This window comes from Inquilinus limosus MP06 (genome assembly GCF_000767795.1).
GTDB classification, from domain to species: Bacteria; Pseudomonadota; Alphaproteobacteria; order DSM-16000; family Inquilinaceae; genus Inquilinus; species Inquilinus limosus_E.
This window is the reverse complement of sequence record NZ_JANX01001108.1, coordinates 1-745: the sequence shown is the minus strand read 5'-3', so window position 1 is coordinate 745 and position 745 is coordinate 1. Positions and strand designations below refer to the sequence as shown.

Sequence of the window (745 nt, the reverse complement as noted above, 5' to 3'; positions counted from 1 at the left end):
TTCGCGCGCGGACGCGCGCACGACCCTCCCCTGCCCCCTCCCGCAAGGGGAGGGAGGACTCAATAAGAAGAAGGTCGCGGCTATTCCGAAAGGTCTCGCCACGCGGGAGAGGTAACACGAAAACGCTCGGCATCCCGTCAGCGCCTGCCGGATGCAGTGACGTAACCCGACCCCAACTCATCCCGTTCCAGGCTGCGTCGGCATCTGCCCGGCCGCCGCGGCCATGTTGGCCAGGGCCGGCCGCACCTCGGCCCGGCCGCGGGTCTTCAGGCCGCAACCGGGGTTGATCCGGATCTGCCGGCCGCTCAGCCGCTGCCGGGCCGGCCGCAGCAGCGCCGCGATCTCCTCCACCTCCGGCACGTGCGGCGAGTGGATGTCGTGCACGCCCGGCCCGATCTCGTTCGGGTAGCGCCAGGTTGTAAACGCAATGTTCATTGCACAGGCGGCCCATTCTCGTTCATGATACGTTCTATGCAGAAGGCGCACTCCGTCCCGACCCCGCAGCCCGCCGGCCCCGACCCGGCCGAGGCGGAGCGCGCCGGGCGCATGCTCGACCGGCTGGCCGAGATGGCGATGGAGCGTGCCGAGGCCATGCATGCCGCCTCCCTGGCCGCGATCAGGGCCGGCGACGCCGCCACGACCAGGGATCTCGAACTCTCGCTCGACCGCATCGCCCGCGGCGTCCGCCGCCTGCTGGCGCTGAAGCTGCACCTCGCCCAGAAGCGCCAGGAGATGGCGGAGAAGG

Annotated in this window: 2 protein-coding genes; one reads left to right on the top strand and one right to left on the bottom strand. The window is 70.6% G+C overall.

Translation table 11 applies throughout. The annotated features are described in order from the left end of the window. Nucleotides 1-177: 177 nt before the first annotated feature. The gene (locus tag P409_RS41125; protein WP_034849865.1) at nucleotides 178-435 is read right to left on the bottom strand and encodes a hypothetical protein; all 258 of its coding nucleotides are present in this window, start codon (nucleotides 433-435) and stop codon (nucleotides 178-180) included. A gap of 36 nt (nucleotides 436-471) precedes the next feature. Here P409_RS41125 and P409_RS41120 point away from each other — a divergent pair. Then, nucleotides 472-745 (top strand): hypothetical protein (locus P409_RS41120; protein ID WP_034849864.1); only part of this gene is annotated, 274 nt, incomplete at its 3' end.

Coding starts and splice junctions, on each gene's coding strand:
- P409_RS41125 (WP_034849865.1), bottom strand. CDS start 435: ATGAACATTGCGTTTACAACCTGGCGCTACCCGAACGAGATCGGGCCG.